This is a genomic window from Photobacterium sp. GB-50 (genome assembly GCF_003026755.1).
Taxonomy (GTDB): domain Bacteria; phylum Pseudomonadota; class Gammaproteobacteria; order Enterobacterales; family Vibrionaceae; genus Photobacterium.
Genome location: NZ_PYNX01000002.1, coordinates 419,653 through 441,719, shown reverse-complemented (window position 1 = coordinate 441,719; position 22,067 = coordinate 419,653). Strand labels below are relative to the sequence as shown.

16 protein-coding genes are annotated in these 22,067 nt (G+C 39.9%); 12 read left to right on the top strand and 4 right to left on the bottom strand.

What is annotated here, in order from left to right:
• Window positions 1-161: 161 nt before the first annotated feature.
• Window positions 162-1,841, bottom strand: coding sequence for an alkaline phosphatase (locus C9J41_RS04615; RefSeq protein WP_107294268.1), 1,680 nt, complete (start codon window positions 1,839-1,841; stop codon window positions 162-164).
• Between the two features lie 455 nt (window positions 1,842-2,296).
• Here C9J41_RS04615 and C9J41_RS04610 point away from each other — a divergent pair, with 455 nt between their 5' ends.
• From C9J41_RS04610 to C9J41_RS21880, 6 genes are all read left to right on the top strand, one after another.
• Window positions 2,297-3,523 carry an NAD(P)/FAD-dependent oxidoreductase gene (locus C9J41_RS04610; protein WP_107206323.1) on the top strand — a complete coding sequence of 409 codons (1,227 nt, stop codon included), beginning with the start codon at window positions 2,297-2,299 and terminating at the stop codon, window positions 3,521-3,523.
• A 144-nt stretch (window positions 3,524-3,667) separates the two neighbouring features.
• Window positions 3,668-4,273 (top strand): S-(hydroxymethyl)glutathione synthase, encoded by a 606-nt coding sequence (gfa, locus tag C9J41_RS04605; protein WP_107206322.1) that lies wholly within the window; start codon window positions 3,668-3,670, stop codon window positions 4,271-4,273.
• A 176-nt stretch (window positions 4,274-4,449) separates the two neighbouring features.
• The gene (gfa, locus tag C9J41_RS04600) at window positions 4,450-5,019 is read left to right on the top strand and encodes an S-(hydroxymethyl)glutathione synthase (RefSeq protein ID WP_105059970.1); all 570 of its coding nucleotides are present in this window, start codon (window positions 4,450-4,452) and stop codon (window positions 5,017-5,019) included.
• 618 nt (window positions 5,020-5,637) lie between these two features.
• The gene (locus tag C9J41_RS04595) at window positions 5,638-6,768 is read left to right on the top strand and encodes an S-(hydroxymethyl)glutathione dehydrogenase/class III alcohol dehydrogenase (RefSeq protein WP_107206321.1); all 1,131 of its coding nucleotides are present in this window, start codon (window positions 5,638-5,640) and stop codon (window positions 6,766-6,768) included.
• A 306-nt stretch (window positions 6,769-7,074) separates the two neighbouring features.
• Window positions 7,075-8,319, top strand: a complete 1,245-nt coding sequence (locus C9J41_RS04590) for a dicarboxylate/amino acid:cation symporter (RefSeq protein WP_107294267.1) — start codon at window positions 7,075-7,077, stop codon at window positions 8,317-8,319.
• A 295-nt stretch (window positions 8,320-8,614) separates the two neighbouring features.
• Window positions 8,615-8,764, top strand: a complete 150-nt coding sequence (locus C9J41_RS21880; RefSeq protein ID WP_199187010.1) for a hypothetical protein — start codon at window positions 8,615-8,617, stop codon at window positions 8,762-8,764.
• A 174-nt stretch (window positions 8,765-8,938) separates the two neighbouring features.
• Here C9J41_RS21880 and C9J41_RS04585 read toward each other — a convergent pair whose 3' ends face one another.
• Window positions 8,939-11,260, bottom strand: a complete 2,322-nt coding sequence (locus tag C9J41_RS04585) for an ATP-dependent helicase (RefSeq protein ID WP_107294266.1) — start codon at window positions 11,258-11,260, stop codon at window positions 8,939-8,941.
• A 244-nt stretch (window positions 11,261-11,504) separates the two neighbouring features.
• On the opposite strand from C9J41_RS04585, the gene C9J41_RS04580 reads away from it, so the two are divergent.
• From C9J41_RS04580 to torA, 6 genes are all read left to right on the top strand, one after another.
• Entirely contained in the window at window positions 11,505-12,212 is a 708-nt protein-coding gene (locus tag C9J41_RS04580; RefSeq protein ID WP_107206318.1) for a DUF445 domain-containing protein, read from the top strand.
• Window positions 12,213-12,448: 236 nt separating this feature from the next.
• Window positions 12,449-13,213, top strand: a complete 765-nt coding sequence (locus C9J41_RS04575) for a metal-dependent hydrolase (RefSeq protein WP_107206317.1) — start codon at window positions 12,449-12,451, stop codon at window positions 13,211-13,213.
• Between the two features lie 198 nt (window positions 13,214-13,411).
• The gene (locus C9J41_RS04570; protein ID WP_107246018.1) at window positions 13,412-14,515 is read left to right on the top strand and encodes a phosphoribosylaminoimidazolesuccinocarboxamide synthase; all 1,104 of its coding nucleotides are present in this window, start codon (window positions 13,412-13,414) and stop codon (window positions 14,513-14,515) included.
• 429 nt (window positions 14,516-14,944) lie between these two features.
• Window positions 14,945-15,121, top strand: a complete 177-nt coding sequence (gene torE / locus C9J41_RS04565) for a trimethylamine N-oxide reductase system protein TorE (protein WP_045153582.1) — start codon at window positions 14,945-14,947, stop codon at window positions 15,119-15,121.
• Between the two features lie 42 nt (window positions 15,122-15,163).
• Window positions 15,164-16,342: a pentaheme c-type cytochrome TorC gene (gene torC / locus C9J41_RS04560; protein ID WP_107246017.1), complete on the top strand. Its 1,179-nt coding sequence runs from the start codon at window positions 15,164-15,166 to the stop codon at window positions 16,340-16,342.
• Between the two features lie 23 nt (window positions 16,343-16,365).
• Window positions 16,366-18,834, top strand: a complete 2,469-nt coding sequence (torA, locus tag C9J41_RS04555) for a trimethylamine-N-oxide reductase TorA (RefSeq protein WP_107246015.1) — start codon at window positions 16,366-16,368, stop codon at window positions 18,832-18,834.
• 284 nt (window positions 18,835-19,118) lie between these two features.
• On the opposite strand, the gene C9J41_RS04550 is transcribed toward torA, so the two are convergent.
• Together C9J41_RS04550 and gnd are read right to left on the bottom strand one after the other, a co-directional pair.
• A complete protein-coding gene (locus C9J41_RS04550) occupies window positions 19,119-20,276 on the bottom strand; it encodes a hypothetical protein (RefSeq protein ID WP_107206313.1) in 1,158 nt (385 codons plus the stop codon).
• 342 nt (window positions 20,277-20,618) lie between these two features.
• Window positions 20,619-22,067: a decarboxylating NADP(+)-dependent phosphogluconate dehydrogenase gene (gene gnd / locus C9J41_RS04545; protein ID WP_105059961.1), complete on the bottom strand. Its 1,449-nt coding sequence runs from the start codon at window positions 22,065-22,067 to the stop codon at window positions 20,619-20,621.

The window sequence follows — 22,067 nt, the reverse complement described above, 5'->3', positions numbered from 1 at the left end:
ACTTTTCGTACCACCTAAGATCACTCAGATCGAATACCAGTTTGTGTAGGATCACTCGGTAATGAAACGGTAATTTCTTTCTTATTAAGAGCAAATAAAAATCCTAACTCATTCACCAAACGGCAATTCATCAGGTTATTCATTGTTAATTATAAATAGGTTTAGCTGACCATTAATCCATTTTGGGTCACCAGCTTCTGAGTGTCTACTTGGTACTCTTTCTCTTTTACCGTCGAAACAAAGTGCCACGTTGAAAGCACTTGCTGATGATCAAGATCTAAACGAATAAAACCACGTTGTTTTAAATTAACCCATTGAAGATCTGAAACTAATTGAGGTAGGATAAATTCCATCTGCCCAATAGTTTGCAAATCTAACCCTAAATATTTTTCTAATCCGGGAGAGGTCACCGAGCTTGTTGCAAACTCAATCCCCACCCCATTTCCTTTATGATCACTTAATTCACTACACCAAGCATTGTGGCTATCGCCTGCTAGCGTGATAAGTTGTTTATTTAACGTTGTCGTCATGCCGTATAACCATTCACGCTCCATATAAAACCCGTCCCAAGCATCTAAATTATATGGAAGTAAATATGGGTCTGAACTTGGATCAGCTAAATAGGTATTAATTGCATTCTGTACCGCGATCATCGCAGCTGACTTGTTTGCATCACTTGCCTGAAATAATTGAAACAACCCCATCATGACACTACTTGGCATTTCAATCTTACCCATTAACACTTGTTGGCCTAACAATGACCATTTTGCCGTATTCGTTGTCATACGCTCACTGAGCCATTGCTTTTGATCATTGCCGAGTAACTTGCGTTCAGGAGCGCGTGCCTGTTGAATTAACCCAGAGATAGATTCAATCGATGTATCAGCCAGTGAAAAGTAGTCAAGCGGTTCATCACGCGCGACAACGCGGGTATCTAACATATATAAGTCAAACAAATCACCAAAGCTAAAGTCTCGATAGGTGATCATAGAAGAAACAGGATTTTCTCTAACGGGTAACCATTCTAGCCAAGCTAGAGCAGCTGCAGCTCGACGTTGAGCAAAGTCACCTTCTTGCTGTTGATGATTCTCAGCACCTTCTCGCCATGTATCATTGGCTATTTCATGATCATCCCAAATAGCGATCATTGGTAATGCCGCATGTAACGCTTGAAGATCACTGTCGCTACGGTATTGCGCATAACGTTTGCGATAATCATCTAAAGTAAGGCATTCAGACTCTTTACTTGGAATGCGATTTAAACGTTGTGCATCTTCAGTGGCATACTGCCCAGCCCCATATTCATAAATATAATCGCCTAAATGTAGTACTGCATTGATAGGTGACATTTGGTGCTGCTTAACTATTTCTCGATACACATTAAAGTAACCAGCAGGAAAATTAGAACATGACACGACAGCAATAGACGCTTTATCTAATTCACCTTCTGCTAAAGTTTGAGTCTGCCCTATAGGACTTAACGTATCATTGGCTTCAAAACGATAATAATAATGTTGATTAGGTTGTAGACCGTTAACATCTACCTTTACTGTAAAATCTTTTACGCTATCGGTCGTCACCTCGCCTGACGCAACAATCTGCATAAATTTCTCATCAGTCGCAACCTGCCATTGAACGTCAATTGAGCGTGCTTCTGTCGTAATACGCGTCCAAATAATAACGGCATGTTGTAAAGGATCACCACTCGCAACGCCGTGATTAAAGCCAACCTTAATTTTCGATTTTTGTTGCTGTTGATCATTACTATTACATCCTGTAAGCGAAGTAACCATCGCTGCTGATGATAGCGCTTTTACAAATCCTCGACGTGATAACGACATACCTATTCCTTTAAATATAATAACTGGTCAAACCAGAAGGAATGTCGCATGTCTTTATGACGTTTTTATTTGAGTGGGATGTAATTTTTATTAACAAAACACTCAGAATGTGTACAACAGCAACAAAAGATACCATTAAGGCATCTGATTATTACCTGTCAGTAAAAGTAATTTGACGTTTATGATCATTGTTATCTTATCTGAAATAAATATAATACCTTCCATCGAAGAAAAGTACGGTTTTGAAAAAAAATCCTGCTTTAGCTCACAAAACTTGAATTTTGGTGAATTTCATTGTCTTATATCAAAGAAATTGATCTTATAAATGATAGAGCATGCCATTCCATATAGGCATACTCACAAAAAATAGAGTAGCAACGGATTAGCTCATTAATTTAATGATGGTCAAACCATCCCCTGTGGAATGAAGCCCGGGGTGCCTTTGAGGAATTCGTATGTCACGAATCGTTATTGTAGGTGGCGGTGCCGCAGGCTTAGAGTTATCAACTCTATTAGCAAAAACCGTACGTAAAGAAGATGAAATTATTCTTGTAGAACCAGAAACGCATCACTTCTGGAAACCTCGCTTGCATGAAATTGCAGCAGGTACTTTTGATAGCGACTTAGATACAGTTTGTTATTTCACCCATGGTGCACGTCATGGCTATCAACATTACCAAGCCGCGATGACAGATATTGATCGTGATAATAAAATGCTTTCTGTTCGTCGTCCTGATGGTACAGAAGCGGCTTTAAAATACGATTACCTTGTTATTGCGATTGGTGCGGTAAGTAATGACTTTAATACCACTGGTGCAAAAGATCATTGCTTATTCCTAGATTCAGCAAGCCAAGCGCGTCAAGCATGGCATCAAGTTAGCCAGATCCTTCGTGCAAGTGAAGATCGCTCAGTAAATATTGTTGGCGCTGGCGCGACTGGTGTTGAGCTTGCAGCAGAGCTTGCTCGTGTTAGCCACAAACTTCAACGCTATAATGGTGCCCCACTGCATATCAACTTGATTGAAGCTGCAGGTCGTGTATTACCAAATAGCCCTGAAAAAATGTCAGAAAAAGTACAAAAAGAGCTTGAGCGTAATAACGTAAATGTTCTTCTTGATACACGTATTCGTGAAGTCACTGAAAAAGGTATGCTAACAGTTGATAACCGTGAGTTAGATGCTGACGTACAGTTCTGGGCTGCGGGTGTTAAAGCACCGGATTGGCTAAACGGTATTGGCGGTTTAAGTTATAACCGTATGAACCAAATTCAGGTGAATGCTAATTTAACAACAACCGTTGATGACAGCATCTTCTCTTTAGGTGATTGTGCATCAATCCCTCAGGCTGATGGCAGCTTTGTTCCACCTAAAGCACAAGCGGCTAACCGTGCAGCAGTACACCTAGCGAAAAGCTTAGGCGGTATGCTACGTGGTAAACCATTGACTGACTTCGAATTTAAAGATGGCGGTATGGTTGTTGCTGTTGGTCACCATTTTGCAGTCGGTTCATTTGCACCAGGCTCAAAGATGGAAGGTAAAATGGTACTACAAGGTCGCTTGATCCGTCGTTTATACGATACGATCTTCCGCCTGCACCAACGAACAGTGACAGGTATGTTCACCGTTTCACGTTTAATGATTGCTAAACGTCTAAAAGCGGTATTTAAGCCAAACGGTATTTAATCTGTAAATTGCCTTCTACTATGACGGTCAATATAACGACTATATTGACCGTTATTAATCTCTCTGAATTAAATTATAAATATCCAACATCTTACTATTTTCGTAAATAGTGAATCCGTACACCAAAATTAAATAAGTCTAATAATGCTAAATCTATTCGCTAAAATTTTTAATCGTAAAAACAAACCGACTATTATTAATATCCACCCTGCTGTTAATCGTGGTATTAATCCAACTAATAACACGTTAAATGGCGGTAAATTACAGTGTCATTGCCGACATAATAAAGTTGTTGTTAATTTAGAGTCACAAACAGCGCATAACCATATTTGTGGTTGTTCTAAATGTTGGAAACCTAAAGACGCGCTATTTTCACAAGTTGCTGTTATTCCTCGCGACAAAGTAACAGTAACAGCAAATGCAGATAAACTAAAAGTTGTTGATGACGCTGCTGTGATTAAGCGTTTTGCGTGTAAAGACTGTGGTGTTCATATGTATGGCCGTATTAAAGATACTAACCACCCATTCTACGGCTTAGATTTTGTCCATACTGAACTATCGCCAACACAAGGCTGGTCTGCACCAACATTTGCTGCTTTTGTTTCTTCAATCATTGAAACGGGCACAGATTTAAAAGACATGGCTGCTATCCGTGCTCGCATTGAAGAACTAGGTATGGAATCTTACGATTGCCTATCTCCAGACTTAATGGATGCCATTGCTACTCATATTGCACAGCAAAACAAGTAATAATTTAATTTTATTGTTTCTAATCAGTAATAATCATTTACTGTAAAACAGATTGTTTAAATCTAATTAAACTTTAGAATACTTCTATTCGCTAATTAATATTTAATTAACGAATAGAAAACTAAAAATAACACTCTAACTCTACATTTAATTATAAATAATATAAGAGCATCTTTATGTCTATTAAATTACACCCATCAATTGATAATGGCTTTATTGCAACTAAAGAAAACTTTGTTGGTGGCGTATTAAGCTGTAAATGTGACACAAATACAGTTCGAGTTAAACTTTCTGGTCAAACAGCACATAACCACGCTTGTGGTTGTTCTAAATGCTGGAAGCCTGAAGGCGCAGTTTTCTCTCAAATCGCTGTTATTTCTCGTGACAACGTTGAAGTGATTGCAAATGCAGACAAACTCGTTGTCGTTGACCAAAATGCAGCAATCAAACGTCACGCTTGTAAAGAATGTGGTGTTCACATGTACGGCCGTATCGAAGATACTAACCACCCATTCCACGGTTTAGACTTTGTTCACACTGAACTATCAACTGACGAAGGTTGGTCTGCTCCTGAATTTGCAGCATTTGTTTCTTCTATCATCGAAACGGGTACTGATCCAAAAGATATGGATGCAATCCGTGCGCGTCTAAACGAACTAGGCCTTAAGCCATACGATTGCCTATCTCCAGCACTAATGGATGCTATCGCAACTCACGTTTACGCACAAAACCATAAAAGTGCATAAGCGATAAAATAAATCCAATAACGTTTAAAGCACATGTAAACCATTCGGGTTGCATGTGCTTTTTTATTTACGTTAAATAAAATACATGAATGACACAATACTGCATTATTGCCGTCTTCCACACGATAACAATCACACCTATTGTTTTTTTAAATCCCATCCCAAACAGCAACTTCATAACGTTTTTAAAATAAACCGCTCTCCCATAGCGACAAATAACACTTATACCTTTTACTCATTCAACCTAATCACGCTGTTCAAGCACACTCAATAAACCCACTCTTAAAAGTCAAAATAAACTATAAAATCAGCAAGATACACTTTTCCTCTTGAGTGTTTATAACATTAAAAATGGAATACCTGAAAATTCCTTTAAAACATAAGCTACAATAGCGTATAGTTCTTTACTAATATTTAAAGTTAATTTTATGCTTTTAACGGAAATGATAATTTTTACTATTACTATTTGGTAATAATCATTTTCCATATCAAGGGATTATCATTTGCTAAGAAATAAATATAATAGTTCCATCAAGACGACATGAGTAATATCGTTTAATTGTCGTATTTTAATAATAATTATCGCCAATCAAGTTGGCTTAACAGAGTGATTTAACGATGACTGATAAATTTATCAAATCAAAAGCTGCGATTGCATGGGGTCCAAAACAACCACTTTCAATTGAAGAAGTAGATGTAATGTTACCTCGTGCAGGTGAAGTTCTCGTTCGCATCGTAGCAACAGGCGTATGTCACACTGATGCTTTCACACTATCAGGTGATGATCCAGAAGGTATCTTCCCTGCAATTCTTGGTCACGAAGGTGGTGGTATTGTTGAAATGGTTGGTGAAGGCGTTACCGATCTTCAAGTAGGCGACCACGTTATTCCACTTTACACTGCAGAATGTGGCAAGTGTAAATACTGTCTATCTGGCAAAACAAACCTATGTCAAGCAGTACGTGAGACACAAGGTAAAGGTCTAATGCCAGACGGTACAACACGTTTCTATAAAGATGGTCAACCTATCTTCCACTACATGGGTTGTTCAACATTCTCTGAATACACTGTTCTTCCTGAGATTTCACTAGCGAAAATCAACAAAGAAGCACCGCTAGAAGAAGTATGTCTACTAGGTTGTGGTGTTACTACAGGTATGGGTGCGGTACTTAATACAGCGAAAGTTGAAGAAGGTAGCACTGTTGCTGTATTCGGCCTTGGTGGTATCGGTCTAGCAGCTATCATTGGTGCAACAATGGCTAAAGCAAGCCGCATCATTGCTATCGACATCAACGAAGACAAGTTCGACCTTGCTCGTAAACTAGGTGCAACTGAGTGTGTTAACCCTACTAAGTTCGATAAGCCTATCCAAGAAGTGATCGTTGAGATGACTGACGGTGGTGTTGATTACTCTTTCGAATGTATCGGTAACGTAAACGTGATGCGTTCTGCGCTTGAGTGCTGTCACAAAGGCTGGGGTGAGTCTGTAATCATCGGTGTTGCAGGTGCAGGTCAAGAGATCTCAACTCGTCCATTCCAACTAGTAACAGGTCGCGTATGGCGTGGTTCTGCATTCGGTGGTGTTAAAGGCCGTTCAGAACTTCCAGGTATCGTAGATCGTTACATGGCAGGTGAGTTCCAGTTAGATGACTTCATCTCATTCAACATGGGCCTAGACAAGATCAACGAAGCATTCGATCTGCTGCACGAAGGTAAGAGCATTCGTACTATCATTCACTTTGATAAGTAATTTTCCTCTTATTTAAGCTACATCCTGTCTTCGTAACGACTACTGTCTGTTACGAAGACAGGCGAGATTTTATCTCACACCTTTGTTCAAAACCTGCTACGGATCAGCACTTCCTCTTTTAGCGAAAGTAATAATAAACCAAATTTTTCTGTCAGTCGTAAAGACAACCGACTTATCGTTAATTGAGAATTGGCATTTGCCACGCTCTGGTACTCTGTGTCAGAGCGCTTTTTCTTATAAAAAATTATAACAACGCTCATTTTTATTTTTTAATTTTATTCTCAACGAACGTTACAAGAGACTCTCATGCATCGCCGTTTATTAAAATCATTACCATTTCAATTACTTATTGCTGGCTTGTTAGCATGGGCGTTAGCAACACTGCTACCACTATCGTCAGGGTTTGAAACAAGCACAGCCTTCAAGCTCCTTATGTTATTAAAAACCACTTATATTGGTTTACTAAAAATGCTTGTTGGTGCCGTAGTGCTATTTTCATTGCTACGTGGTATCACCAGTATCGGCTCAATAATTCGATTAAAAGAGCTTGGTTTAAAAACAGTTTCGTTTTATGCCTTTACTTCAACGCTTGCGATTGCATTAGCCTTAGGTGTTTCACTGTCACTGCCTAAATGGCCACAATTAGTCGATACTTCAAAAGTTCATGTCAGCAGCCATGTTCAATTAATCGATCAAACCTCCGCCTCCGGTGGCGCTATTGTTGAAAAGCTATTTAACATGGCATTGGTAAACCCTTTTCAAGCAATGGCAACAACTAACTTATTAGCGATTGTTGTATTTGCGCTATTACTTGGCATTGCACTGCTGGCAAGCTTACCGGAAAAGCACCCTGTATTTGAGGTTATCGATGGACTCAATACTGCCGTTAACCGTGTGGTATCGTGGATCATCAAACTAGCACCACTGGCTGTATTTGCGATTGTTTTCCAATTTACTCTTCAAAGCGGTAATGCCATTTTTGGTGAACTCGCCCGCTTTGCGTTACTGGTATTTACTCTAACCTTTATTCACGGTGGTTTTGTCTTACCTATCATCGCAAAAGTCGTGACAGGTATTAAGTTCAAAGACTTATTTAGAGCGCTATCAGCACCAATGGCCATGGCATTTGCAACATCATCAAGTTCAGCAACGCTACCACTTTCAATGCAAACAGCGGAAGAAGAGCTTAACATTTCACAATCAACCAGCAGTATGGTATTGCCGCTTGGCTCTATTATGAATATGGATGGTACAGCCCTTTTTGAAGGCGTAGCAGCTATCTTCCTAGCACAGCTTTACGGTATCGACTTAGGTACTGGTGGTCTAATCATGATTTTCATCATGGCAATGGTCTCTTCTATTGGCGCACCAGGTATGCCGTCAGGTTCTATGTCAGGTATGCAGTTAGTCATGCTGGCTGTCGGTATCCCTTTAGAGGCAATCGCAATTTTATTGGTTATTGAACGTCCGTTAGATACCTTTAGAACAGCCGTTAACGTTGAAGGTGATTTGATTGCAGCACTTGTTGTTGATAAATGGCAAAATAAGTAACCTTAACTTAAGCATGGAAATGCATCATAATTGCACAATATTATGATGCATTTTTCGATTTTGACAGGGTAACTCTCGTTACTTAACATAATCACTATTGATGTTAATCTCCCTTTATATTTATCATTCTTAACATTCTCTGTTGAATGAAGAAGTCAGCACCTATGTTATTTAATACAACGTAGGTTCAGAAACGGTTTGATATATTGAGTTGTATAGGGAAGCTGGAATACGATGTTTTTGAATAACTAACAAATCTTTTTATTGTGTAGCTAAAAAAACAAGTAGGTTTAGAATGTTAAAACAATTACTTCACTCTGTTTTTCATAGACGAAAAATTAATAAGTCGCAACAATTACGCTCTCGTCTTGAATTTGTTATTCAACAAAATTTAGGCCAACGCGAAGCTCGATATAATAGAGAACAACGTTATTTTGTTGATTAATGATAGATATAATAATGAAACGTTTATCATGTAAATATCATCAAATAAAAACAATACGATTGAAATAATTAAAATAGTAAATTAATTACGAGTTTCAACAAAAAATCGGTCCTAAAACAAGCCAAAGCCATAAATAGCATGTTGATAACGTGAAATTATGAATGACATATCTATTTAGCTATACCTTCTCGCTTTTGCTTTAGCAATTACGATAAGCCGATTCACCAATACTTTTTCTTTCGTCAAATCTGCTTTTTTTAATTCTCGTAAAATTCTATTTAACTCTGTTTCTAAATATTTTGCTGTTTTAGTTTTCACCATTGAACGAACAAGCTTTTCTGCATTATTTGGTAACGGTTGTTCAACTGCCCACAAAAAACTGTAGTTTAATTGTCCATCCTTACCAACTGCTGGCTGCTCTATTTCTACAGGCTCTGGCGCTGCTTGCATCTGCTCAAACCGTCCTAAGCGTTGGTAATACCCTTGAACAATCGGCGATTTATTAAAGGGTAACGTCCCTTCCAGATAAAGCTGAGGACCAATTTCTTGTGCAAGTGTCGCCTTCGATTCAAGAATAAACTGACTCGCGTTTTTATCTTTGCGAACATAAGTATCTTTTTTACTGTTCTCAACTGAATAGTAAATTTTAGCTTTATGTTTCGCACGCGTTATCGCGACATACGCCAAGCGTCGTTCTTCTTCAGTATCTGCTGAAATACCGACAGAAGATCGATTAACGTAAGGAAAAGCATCTTTATCCCAATACGGTAAATGTACTTGGCTATACTCACAACCTTTCGCTCTGAATATCGTGGTTAATTGCACATTGCTTGTGGTGGATTCTGATTGGCGTAACGAATCAGAACGTTGCGTATAATACTCAAAATACTGAAGTGCTTTTTCACAATCTTGATCCATCGAAGCCAATACCGTTTCAACACTATCAAGTCGTTCAACCGCTTCTTCTATTTCTGATGCAGTCGCTTCTGTTTTCCAAATCCAATTATCTAACTCGCTATCACGACGATACTGACGATAAACATCTAATGCTTTAAAGCCCCCTTTACGGCGAAGCATCATTAATAATTCTACTCGTGATGTAAAATTATCAAGATTTAATGCTGGCTGTAACTTTTCCGTTTTCTTCACAACCTCTAACCACTGCTCAATTGGCGTATTAGCAAGCTCATCACATAACGGTCGCAAACTGGCATTTGGCACATAACAGTGTGGAAAAGACATCATATTAAAGACGAGTGTCGCTTTCTCATATGGTTGAAACTGATTGTAGCGCCCAGTGGCAAATCGCATCACATCAAGCAATAATTTCACTTCTCGACTATTTGATAACACCGAGCCAACAGGCATATAAAAAGGAATATTTTTAGTTAAAAACGCTAATTCAAACAACATAGTTTGTGACCAACGACGAACTAAAATCGCAACATCAGAAGGTGTTCCACCTTGTTCGATATATTCAGCAATAGATTGTGCGATCTCGCCGACTTGGCGCGCAGTTCCTATCACTTCAACGGGGGTATCAGCAACTGACTGATGAGAGATCGTTTGAAAATCGTGGAAACGTTGCTTGTTATTGGCAATCAAGTGACTCGCAGCTAACGCTAAGCTGTGGCCAAAACGAAATGTATGTGACAGGCTATAGGTGGTTGCAGGCGTAAAATCTTGTTCAAAGTTCAGCATAAATTGGGGAGCGCTGCCACGCCATTTATAAATACACTGATCGACATCACCGACAGCCACTAATTGCGCTTGCTCCCCGAGTAACAGTTTTAACAATCGATATTGCGCGGTATTTATATCCTGAAATTCATCAACAACCATAAATTGGATTTGTTGATGATAATAAGCACGTAACGCCTCATTATCAGTCAGTAAATTAACCGTTTCTACCAACCAATCATCGAAGAATAACTGTTTACGCTCTTTACGAATAGTTTCAAAATTCCAATACGCTTCAATGATAAAATGGTATTCATCACTAATATCAGACAGCTCAAACACTTCCTTTGGCGGTAACATATGCGCTTTTACCAAGCCAATAAAACTCATCAATAATTCAATGGTGCGCGGATCTTTGAATGTTTGTTGCTTTTGATACGACTTCTCTTGCGCTGCCATTTGACGCAAAATTTGTTTCGCAATGATTTTATCACTTTCACCATTATTGAAATCAATTTGATAACCCGTCTCAGCTAAATAGCCTGATTGACGTAATAATTGATAACAAAAACTGTGAAATGTATGCACGGGAACATTCATCCCATGACTATTTCGCTCTAATTTAGCTTTAAAATCGGTGCGAATATCACGGTTAAACATCAACACCAACATATTTTGTGGTGCAATTGTCGCTAATTTTTTCTCAACTAGCCCTACCAAAGTGGTGGTTTTACCCGTCCCCGCTCCTGCAACACATAATGCATTACCAGATAGGTGATTAATAAAAGCCGTTTGTTCAGCTGTAAAGCTTGTCATGACAACACCACGTGATGATAGATAAGTGAATGCGCGAGTATAACAATTCCTTAATTAGGTTTACATTCATTGCTGGTGATATATACAGCAGTTGAGCATAACATATACCTAACGATTACCTATCAATCTGCTAATTGTGGCATTGCGCATAGTCTGTTGTTAAAATCTGTCCACAATAAGCCATAAAGACTTGGCTCACCTCTTTTAAAATTAGCTGTGTACTCCACACCGAGAATAACCCCGTATGAATAAAAGCTTACTCACCAACCTTATTTCACTTATCTTGCTAGCTATTGGTTACCTTACTAATCAGCAAGTTATCCTTTATTGTGGCTTATTCGCATTTTCTGGCGCATTAACAAACTGGCTTGCTATTCATATGCTATTTGAAAAGGTGCCCGGACTCTACGGCTCAGGTGTTATTCCTGCTCGTTTTGAAGAATTTAAAACAGCCATTAAAAATCTCATGATGGAGCAATTCTTTACTCAAGAAAACATTAGCCGCTTTCTTAATAAAGAAATGACAAGCTCAACCAATTTAAACTTGCAGCCTGTGATCCAAAAAATTGATTTTGCGCCAGCTTACGATTCGTTACTTGATGTGATCATGAATTCACAATTTGGTGGCATGCTAACCATGATGGGTGGCGTAGAAGCACTCCAACCACTACGCGAACCTTTCATTGAAAAAATGCAGGATTCTGTTAACGAAATTAGCCAACAAGATGACTTTAAAGCAGCACTTAAAGATCAACTAGCTAAGCCTGAATCACTCAATGATATCGAAGAGACGATTGAAGAAATTATCGATCAGCGCCTGAATGAATTAACCCCAAAAATGGTCAAAGAAATGGTGCAAAAGATGATCAGTGAACACTTAGGCTGGTTAGTCGTTTGGGGCGGTGTCTTTGGTGGTGTGATCGGCATTATCTCAGCATTTATCGCTGCATAACTTTTTCTCTCCCTGTGAATTAGCGCCTTAGTTAAGTTACTCCAACTTTACTAAGGCTTTTTTATCTCTTTTTCTCCCCATCAACGCTCTAACACACTTAACAGATAAATACTCCGTTTCGTTGTTTATTTATCCGAACAAACATAAAGTACATGCTAGAATTGTGATATTGGTTGAAATTTATGACCATATAATGATAAACACAACTGTATATAAACCCAGTTGGAACTTTCTTCTTGGCAAACTTTTCTACTCACTTTAGTGTTGCAGCCGTTGCTAGTGGTTTAACGGCCACCGCCTTCTTATCGGCTGATCATATTTCGCCTTCGGCGGCAATTTGGATGACATTTCTTGGCACTATTGGTGGCCTATTACCTGACATAGATTCAGATCATTCAACATCGATGAAAGCCTTGTTTAATATCTTGGCTGGTTTTTGCTGCTTCATTTTAATTAGTCATATTTATACTCAAGTGACGATGCTTGAGTTACTACTCTATAGCGCAGCACTGTTTATTACTATCCGCTATATGGGAAAAGCGGTTTTTGAACGCCGTACTGTCCACCGTGGTTGCTGCCATTCAATTGCGTTTGTTCTGCTCATTGCCCTATGTTGCGTTCATGTAAGCTCTATCATTGGACATACCGCCGAAACCAGCTGGCTAGCAGGTAGCTTTGTTCTTTTTGGTGGTTTTGTTCACTTGTTGTTAGATGAAATTTATAGTGTTGATCTTTCCAACCAACGTCTAAAAAAGTCATTTGGAACAGCATTAAAACCCTTTTCCGTTAGGAACCCTCTCATTAGCTTGGCGCAAATAGTGGCAATTGTTTTACTTTTTGCGACCGCACCGTCTTATCATAAGACATTGCATATTTTAACCAATTGGCATCACTTTCGGTTTAGTCCCGTATGGCTAAACTGGACTGATATTCAAGTATGGGTAACCCACTTCATCCATCAAACACCACAAAAATTAAGCAGTATCCACCAGCTATTTTAAACATAGCCAAGGCGATAAACATTCCAATGTCTATCGCCTTTTTTGTTTTAATCAAACCAAAGGCAAACGTTTGCTATTTTACTGGCAGTGACTTACTTAACCTTGTATTATGCGATTACGATGATTGATAACGATGTGATTTTATTCATGTCATTATCCTTCTGCATTTCTGCGTAATCTTTGAATAGGACTTTCACGATGAGCCTTGCCGATCAAGTTTTAGCTGTTAATGATGATCTCCCTATCCGTACTGATAAACCCGTTCATAGCGGTAAGGTACGCTCTGTTTACTGGCTTACAGAAGCTGACAGTCAACGTTTGATTAAAGAAAAAGGCTATAACGTTCAACCCGACGCACCGCTCGCTATTATGGTGATCAGCGACCGTATTTCTGCTTTTGATTGTATCTGGCACGGTGAAGGAGGGCTTAAAGGAGTCCCAGGGAAAGGTGCTGCGTTAAATGCGATATCTAATCACTGGTTTCAATTATTTAAAGATAATGGATTAGCGGATAGCCATATCCTTGATATCCCCCACCCTTTTGTTTGGATTGTACAAAAAGCAAAACCTGTGATGGTTGAAGCTATTTGTCGCCAATACATTACAGGTTCAATGTGGCGTGCATACAGCAAAGGTGAACGTCATTTCTGCGGTATAGAATTACCAGAAGGGCTAGAAAAAGATCAAAAGCTCCCTGAACTACTCATGACACCATCAACCAAAGGGATTCTAAAAGGCATTCCGAATGTTCCTGAAGCAGATGATGTCAATGTCACTCGTGATGATCTCGTCAATAATTTCGCTGCATTCAACTTCCGCAATACTGATGACATTACCCAGTATGAAAAGTTATTGGCAGAAGGATTTAATGTTATCAGTAATGCACTCGCAAATATTGATCAAATCTTTGTTGATACCAAATTTGAGTTTGGCTATGTAACAGATGCTAGTGGTAACGAAAAACTGATTTATATGGATGAGGTGGGAACACCCGATTCTTCTCGTATCTGGGATGGCGCAGCTTACCGCGACGGTCAAATCGTCGAAAACTCAAAAGAAGATTTTCGCCAAGTACTACTTAACACTTTTCCAGAGCCCGATATTTTATTAAATAAAGATCGCATGGAAGAACGCTTTGCTCTTGCTCGTGACAACGAGTTACCACAAGAAGTACTCATGCAAATATCGCGTGTTTATACGGGTATTGCCGAAAAAATCACCGGAAAAAAGATCACATTAAGCAAAAACCCTAAAGCTGAAATTATTAATATTTTACGTAATCACTATCAGCTTATTGATTAAAGCTTAAGCGCTGTAATTATCAATAAAAAAATAGGCATTCATATAATGCCTATTTTTTCATCAGTAATGTTATTCATGCTATTCATATTTTAAGCAGCAATTAATTGCTATAACACAATTACACCTACACATTCAAATAACGATTAATACAACTTTACTTTTATTTTATTACAATCAAACAACCAATAATACAATCGCGAATAATCCCCCCTCCTTCAAATTAAAACATACTGTCATAAATTTTAACTTTTCTACTTATTATGTCTTTTATTATTACAGTATAGGGTCAAAATCAAAAAACACTGTAAAACATAGGGTTAACTCTAAAGTATTAATTGAACTGCATGTAGTGGTTAATTTATGATCGCAATATAAATAGATTTAATAAAAATATTTATAACTACTCATTTTTACAAATTAGGAGGTTGTATGAGCAGTGCGACTGATCAAGAAACCAAGCAAACTCGTAGCCGAGAATGGAAGATGTTCATTTTTATCGTCGTCTTTTTATTTCCAATTCTCAGCGTCATTTTTGTCGGGGGCTACGGCTTTACCGTTTGGATGCTTCAACTCTTCGTATTTGGTCCACCAGGACATGGCGGTTAATCCCTAATTAATCACCGTTAGCATCATATAAGAGAATCTATAATGAAATCATTTTTGCTTAAAGCTTGGCAGACCCTATCACGTCCAAGCGTTCATATTAGCCTAGGTGTACTAACCCTTGGTGGCTTTATTGCTGGCGTTATTTTCTGGGGTGGTTTTAATACTGCACTAGAAGCAACCAATACCGAAGAGTTCTGTGTTAGTTGCCACGCTGACAACGTTGCACCTGAATACGCCAACACTATTCATGACAAAAACCGTTCTGGTGTTCGTGCAACTTGTCCTGACTGTCACGTTCCACACGACTGGACAGATAAAATCGCGCGTAAAATTCAAGCAAGTAAAGAAGTCTTCGCCCACGTAGCTGGCTTCATTGATACTCCTGAAAAATTTGAAGACCGCCGCATTGTACTGGCTCAACATGAGTGGGAACGCTTTAAAGCGAATGGCTCTCAAGAATGTCGAGACTGTCATGACTATAAAGGAATGGACTTCACCAAGATGTCTCCTGTTGCTCGCGTTCAAATGAAGAATGCAGCAGAGCGTGATCAAAGCTGTGTCGACTGTCACAAAGGTATTGCTCACCACTTACCGAAAGATATGGATACCAGTGGTGGCATGATATCTGAGTTAGTACAGCTATCTCACGATACTAAGTACAACAAAGGCGAAGAAGTATATAGCGTGCGTTTCCTTCCTGTTTATGAAGATAAAGACATGAAGGTAGAAGCTGGCCTATTAAACCCTGCTTCAGGCGTAAAAGTGATCGATGAAACTGACAATGCAGTTGAAGTTGAAATTGCAGGTTGGCGTAAAGACAAGGGCTATGGCCGAGTGATTCAAGAAGACTTCGGTATGAATATTCCTGTTGCATCGCTCCTAAAAGAATCTGCACAAAACGACAATGTTGTTGATAAATATGAAGAGAAAGTTGACGACCTAACAGGTCTTCCTTGGCAACGTGTAACAGCAAAAGTCTGGATGCCAAAAGACTCGCTTGTTAATGACATCACGCCAGTTTGGGAAAAAGCGAAATCAGCTTACACCACTAACTGTTCAGTTTGTCACACTCAACCTGCTGAAAGCCACTTCGATGCCAATACTTGGCCTGGAATGTTCAACGGTATGTTAGCGTTCGTTAACTTTGACCGTGATAGTGAAGCCGTGGTGCGTAAATACCTTCAGAAACACTCTTCTGATTTTTCTGACGCACAACACTAAGTATTGATGGAGTTAAAATAAATATGTCTGTATCAAGAAGAAGTTTTCTTAAAGGCCTTGCAACAACAAGTGCTGCTTCTGTTATCGGTCCTAGCCTACTCGCATCATCAAAGGTGTTTGCAGACGATCAAATTGGTCAAGGTACATGGCGTTACTCCGGCTCACACTGGGGCGCATTCCGCGCCCACATCTATGCCGGTAAAGTACAAGAAATAGAAGCGATTGAAATAGATAAAAACCCAACCGAGATGCTAAAAGGCATTAAGGGCGTAATCTACAACCCATCGCGTGTACGCTACCCTATGGTGCGTTTAGATTGGCTTAAGAAACACAAATTTAGTGGTGAGACTCGCGGTAATAACCGTTTCATCCGTGTTACATGGGATGAAGCATTAGATTTGTTCTATCGTGAACTGGAACGTATTCAAAAAGATTATGGTCCATGGGCGTTACATGCTGGTCAAACTGGCTGGCGTCAAACGGGTCAGTTCCACAGTTGTACCAGCCACATGCAACGTGCTGTGGGTATGCATGGTAACTACATCACCAAAGTAGGCGACTACTCAACAGGTGCAGGTCAAACCATCATGCCATACGTGCTTGGCTCAACAGAAGTTTACGCACAAGGTACTTCTTGGTCTGAAATCCTTGATCACAGTAAAAATGTGGTGCTATGGGCAAACGATCCGGTGAAAAACCTACAGGTTGGTTGGAACTGTGAAACCCACGAATCTTTCCCATATTTAGCTCAGCTAAAAGAGAAAGTTGATAACGGTGAGATCAATGTGATCTCTGTCGATCCAGTTAAGAACAAGACCCAACGTTACCTAAACAACAAACACCTATACATTAATCCGCAAACCGATGTGGCATTTATGTTAGGTGTGGCGCATACCCTGTACAACGAGAACCTTTACGATAAAGAGTTCATCAAGATGTACTGCCTTGGTTTCGATGAGTTCATTGGTTACGTAAAAGGCGAAACCAAAGACAAAGTGGAAAAAACGCCTGAATGGGCTGCTGAGATCTGTGGTGTGCCCGCCGATCAAATTAAAGACTTTGCCCGTATGCTGGTTAAAGAGCGTACACAAATTCTGTTTGGTTGGTGTATTCAACGTCAAGAGCACGGTGAGCAACCTTACTGGATGGGGGCAGTTATTGCCGCTATGGTTGGTCAAATTGGTCTACCTGGTGGTGGTATTTCGTATGGTCACCACTACTCTGGTATCGGTGTACCTTCAACGGGCTTTGCAGCACCAGGCGGCTTCCCTCGTAACGTCGATGAAGGTCAAAAGCCAAAGTGGGATAACAATGATTTTAACGGTTACAGCCGCACTATCCCTGTTGCACGTTTTGTTGACTGTATTTTAGAGCCGGGTAAAGAGATTAAGTACAACGGTTCAAAAGTTATTCTTCCTGATTACAAAATGATGGTGATCAGTGGTAACAACCCTTGGCATCACCACCAAGATCGTAACCGCATGAAGAAAGCGTTCCAGAAACTACAAACCGTTGTAACAATTGATTTTGCTTGGACTGCAACCTGTCGTTTCTCCGATATTGTACTGCCAGCATGTACCCAATTTGAACGAAATGATATTGACGTTATGGGCTCATACAGTGGTCGTGGTTTACTGGCTATGCATAAACTGGTTGACCCGCTTTACCAATCTAAAACTGACTTTGAGATCTTTACAGAGCTAACACGTCGCTTTGGTAAGAACAGCGAATACACTCGTGGCATGGATGAAATGCAATGGGTTCGCATGCTTTATAACGATTGTCGTAAAGCGAACAAAGGCAAGTTTGATATGCCTGAGTTTGATGTGTTCTGGCAACAAGGTTTCTTAGACTTTGGTACAGGTAAGCCTTGGGTACGTCATGCTGACTTCCGTCAAGATCCTGAAATTAACGCGCTAGGTACACCATCAGGCTTTATTGAAATCACAAGTCGTAAGATTGGCCGTTACAAATACGAACACTGTCAAGAACACCCAATGTGGTTTGAAAAAACAGAACGTTCTCACGGTGGTCCGGGCTCTGATAAACACCCGTTCTGGCTGCAGTCTTGTCACCCAGATAAGCGTTTGCACTCACAAATGTGTGAATCGGAAGAGTTCCGTGCAACTTACACTGTACAAGGTCGTGAACCTATTTACATTAACCCTCAAGATGCGGCTGAAAAAGGCGTCAAAGATGGTGATGTGGTACGTGTATTTAATGACCGTGGACAGCTATTAGCAGGTGCAGTGCTGACTGACAGCTACCCTCGCGGTATTGTTCGTATCGAAGAAGGGGCATGGTATGGCCCTCTTAACGAAAAAATTGGTGCGATCGACACTTATGGCGATCCAAACACTCTTACTATCGATATTCCAACATCAGAGTTAGCGCAGGCAACAAGCGCACAAACCTGTATTGTGAACTTCGAGAAGTTTAAAGGTGAACTGCCACCTGTCACCTCGTTCGGTGGTCCAATTGAAGTCAGCTAATTAAAATTAGTGTCTGAATAATATTAAGCCCTAACTATCTGTTAGGGCTTTTTTTACTCTTAAATTTGGTAAAACGTTACTATTGGGGATACTTATTCTTGAAAGAGAAAAACAACGCAGTCATGGTTTATTCAATTCAGGTAGTATAACGGGCATTTTGAGAGGCTCTATCGGATAAAGCGGTAAATAAGTGACGTTGTTATTTTGTAATGAGTAATAGTAAAAAAGAAAAAAGGCAGCACTACAAAAAGACCCGTCAGCTTAGGGCGGGTCATAGCAGCATCTTATCCAATAGAAGATTTCAGCTCTGTACACCATGCATTTGCAGGCCATATACCGTACGTCTGAACTTCTTTTTTACCTTTATTCCACTGATTAATAGGATCTTTCCAAACGACTTCACATCTATTACTTGAAAAAACACCGGGTAACTTAATAGATAACTGAACATCTACGGCATCTTTAGGCAAATAAACTGAAGCACTTTGTGGTGCAGGGAAGGCACCAGATTTGTGCTGAATATTTTTATTCGTTACTGTCTTATATGCTAATTGCCACTTGGTTATATACGTACTACCGGGCTTACTATTGATGATGAGTTCTAACTGATTAATTGGTTGAGTCCAATTATTGATTGGACGTTTACCGTCAATTGAAGTAAACGTAAAAGCAACAGGAACCAGATCACCGATTTCATCTCTTGTTGCTGGGAATTTAGTTGCAGTAACAGAATTACTGCCTTTTTCAGAAATTAATTTTGGAGTAAGACCTATTTGATCTTTCTTTGGTGAGGCCACATTCACCGAGGTTACGATACTGTACTGACCTTCGTCATCGTTGCTTGCAATAGCAACACCACGACTTGCCCATTTTACCCCACTGATATAGCCAAACCCTTGAGATATATCTCCGGTGTCATGGTCAATATACGGTGTTTTTTCGGCTGCACTTTTTATAATATCCCATTTATCAGCAACTAAACCATAAGGGTTATTAGTATATGCTTCTACCGCAATAATATACGTCGCAGCTAAACTTTTCGCTTTTGAAAAAACCCAAGAGTGTTCCATTCCAACGTCTACTTTAACCCCTGAGTTTGGATCTAAGTACCCACCGTCAACTTTTACTTCACCACTATTTTTAGATGTGTTTTTTGATGAGAACTCCCATTTTTCATCTTTACGTTTAGTCAGAAAATAAACAGGGTCATCAACCATATCTGTACTAACTAAAGTAAATTCACCGGTGAGATAGTTTAAATAACCAATAGCACCAACTTGAATGGAAGGATCATTACTCCAGTTTGCAAACGTATTTTCTTTTGAGCTTCTCATCAAATTCGTGAGTTCTTGATTCCAAAATGATGAGTCATCAGCAGAAAATACAGAACCAGACGAGAGTAAAACAAAAAGAGTAAGTCCTGTTTTTTTTAATATTTTCATAGCGTCCTAGTCTCATAGCCATAAAAGTTTAAAGCTAAACTTTCAAGTTAAGTAGAACATAGACAGTCATCAGCAGCAGTGAACAGATAGCGTACTGTTTATTCCTGTCTATACTTTTGAAACATATTCTTCAACACCCCCAATCTCTTTACTTGTTGTTTCGAGATGGTAAAAGTGATCCATATCCCCTTTCAATGAAATCCGATTTCAGACTAAGCTATCAATATCATTAGTTCAAATAAAAAAAGAACAAAAAAAAAGAACAAAAAAAACATACACTTAAAAATCAGATATAAAAAAACCACCGCGAACGGTGGTTTTTTTGCTTACGTTATTTAGGTATTAAACGTCGTAAGTAGTAGAGGCAGTGTTGCCGCCTGTACCAGTCCAGTTTGTGTGGAAGAACTCACCACGTGGACGATCAGTACGCTCATAAGTGTGAGCGCCGAAGTAGTCACGTTGAGCTTGAAGCAAGTTAGCAGGTAGACGAGCTGTTGTGTAACCGTCTAGGAAAGATAGCGCAGAAATCGTACATGGCATTGGGATGCCAGACTCTAGAGATTTCGCTGCTACTTTACGCCATGCTGCTAGGCTGCCTTGTAGGATGTTTTTGAAGTACTCGTCAGAACCTAAGAATGCGATATCTGGGTTCGCTTCATACGCATCACGGATGTTACCTAGGAACGCAGAGCGGATGATACAACCACCACGCCACATTAGTGCTACGTTACCGTAGTTTAGATCCCAACCGTTTTCGTTCGATGCTTCACGCATTAGCATGAAACCTTGCGCGTAAGAGATGATCTTAGATGCTAGTAGTGCTTGACGTAGTGCATCAACCCACTCTTGCTTATCACCTTCAACTGGCGTGATTGTCTTGCCGAATAACGTTGCAGCTTCAACGCGTTGGTCTTTCAGTGCAGACAGGCAACGAGAGAATACAGACTCAGAGATAAGCGTTAGTGGAATACCTAGGTCTAGTGCGTTGATACCAGTCCACTTACCCGTACCTTTTTGGCCAGCAGTGTCTAGGATCTTCTCAACTAGTGCTTCACCATCTTCATCTTTGTAGCCAAGAATATCAGCTGTGATTTCAACTAGGTAGCTGTCTAACTCAGTTTTGTTCCAGTCAGCGAATACTGCTTGCATCTCATCAGCACTCATACCTAGACCATCTTTCATGAACTGGTATGCTTCAGTGATAAGCTGCATGTCACCGTATTCAATGCCGTTATGAACCATCTTAACAAAGTGACCAGCACCGTCGTTACCAACCCAGTCACAACAAGGCTCACCAGCATCAGTTTTAGCAGAGATACCTTGGAAAATTGGCTTAACCGCTTCCCAAGCTTCAGCTGCGCCGCCAGGCATGATTGAAGGACCGAAACGAGCGCCTTCTTCACCACCAGATACACCAGTACCGATGAAGTAGATGCCTTTCTCACGGCAATGCGCTACGCGACGGTTAGTATCTGGGTAGTTAGTGTTACCACCGTCGATAATGATATCGCCTTCATCCAATAGTGGAATTAGTTGATCAATGAATGCATCAACAACATCACCAGCACGAACCATTAGCATCACTTTACGTGGTGCTTCTAACTTAGCAACAAGATCTTCAAGAGACGTTGCGCCAACGATGTTTGTGCCTTTTGCTGGGCCTTCAAGGAATTCTTCCACTTTTGCTACAGTACGGTTGTAAGCAACAACGTTAAAGCCGTGGTCATTCATGTTTAGGATCAGGTTTTGGCCCATTACTGCCAAGCCAATTACACCGATATCGCCTTTCAT

Bases quoted from the DNA above. Each gene is read 5' to 3' on its own strand.
- C9J41_RS21880 (WP_199187010.1), top strand. From the start codon at position 8,615: ATGTTAAAACAATTACTTCACTCTGTTTTTCATAGACGAAAAATTAAT.
- torC (WP_107246017.1), top strand. From the start codon at position 15,164: ATGAAATCATTTTTGCTTAAAGCTTGGCAGACCCTATCACGTCCAAGC.
- C9J41_RS04570 (WP_107246018.1), top strand. From the start codon at position 13,412: ATGAGCCTTGCCGATCAAGTTTTAGCTGTTAATGATGATCTCCCTATC.
- C9J41_RS04580 (WP_107206318.1), top strand. From the start codon at position 11,505: ATGAATAAAAGCTTACTCACCAACCTTATTTCACTTATCTTGCTAGCT.
- C9J41_RS04610 (WP_107206323.1), top strand. From the start codon at position 2,297: ATGTCACGAATCGTTATTGTAGGTGGCGGTGCCGCAGGCTTAGAGTTA.
- torA (WP_107246015.1), top strand. From the start codon at position 16,366: ATGTCTGTATCAAGAAGAAGTTTTCTTAAAGGCCTTGCAACAACAAGT.
- gfa (WP_107206322.1), top strand. From the start codon at position 3,668: ATGCTAAATCTATTCGCTAAAATTTTTAATCGTAAAAACAAACCGACT.
- C9J41_RS04590 (WP_107294267.1), top strand. From the start codon at position 7,075: ATGCATCGCCGTTTATTAAAATCATTACCATTTCAATTACTTATTGCT.
- C9J41_RS04585 (WP_107294266.1), bottom strand. From the start codon at position 11,260: ATGACAAGCTTTACAGCTGAACAAACGGCTTTTATTAATCACCTATCT.
- torE (WP_045153582.1), top strand. From the start codon at position 14,945: ATGAGCAGTGCGACTGATCAAGAAACCAAGCAAACTCGTAGCCGAGAA.
- gnd (WP_105059961.1), bottom strand. From the start codon at position 22,067: ATGAAAGGCGATATCGGTGTAATTGGCTTGGCAGTAATGGGCCAAAAC.
- C9J41_RS04615 (WP_107294268.1), bottom strand. From the start codon at position 1,841: ATGTCGTTATCACGTCGAGGATTTGTAAAAGCGCTATCATCAGCAGCG.
- gfa (WP_105059970.1), top strand. From the start codon at position 4,450: ATGTCTATTAAATTACACCCATCAATTGATAATGGCTTTATTGCAACT.
- C9J41_RS04550 (WP_107206313.1), bottom strand. From the start codon at position 20,276: ATGAAAATATTAAAAAAAACAGGACTTACTCTTTTTGTTTTACTCTCG.
- C9J41_RS04595 (WP_107206321.1), top strand. From the start codon at position 5,638: ATGACTGATAAATTTATCAAATCAAAAGCTGCGATTGCATGGGGTCCA.